Below are 494 nucleotides of genomic sequence, written 5' to 3' on the forward strand. Positions count from 1 at the left end.
CGGCAAACATTTGGGCAATAGATGATTTGCCGCTACCGATACCGCCGGTCAAGCCTATCCATAATGTCATTATCGGAATCCTGATTGTACGAGCCACCATTGTACCAGTTGGGTAATAGGTGCATTGGCAACCAAAATAATCCATCCTGCTACAGCGAGGCTGGGACCAAAAGCAAAATATTGGCCTTTGCCGACGCGGGCGATGAGTGCGCCTAACAGCCCGACTAAGGCAGCCATAAAGATCAGAACAGGCAAAATTCCTACGCCCAGCCATGCACCGAGTGCGGCCAAAAGTTTGAAGTCGCCATTGCCCATGCCGATTTTACCGGTCAGAAGTTTATAGACGGCGCATAAAGTATAAAGGCTCATATAGCCTGCAATCGCACCCCAAACGGCTGAATGCAGGGGAACGAATGTATCATTCAGATTAAACAGCAGGCCGATCCAAATTAGGGGCTGAGTCAGGCTGTCGGGCAAATATTGCGTATCGGTAT

At 49.6% G+C, this 494-nt stretch carries 1 protein-coding gene; it reads right to left on the bottom strand.

Translation table 11 applies throughout. The features are described 5' to 3' along the window. Nucleotides 1-69: 69 nt before the first annotated feature. Nucleotides 70-494: prepilin peptidase (locus tag ACTHUR_RS19140; protein WP_440400358.1), on the bottom strand; the 425-nt coding region annotated here is incomplete at its 5' end.

Source organism: Neisseria sp. P0021.S007 (assembly GCF_051956855.1).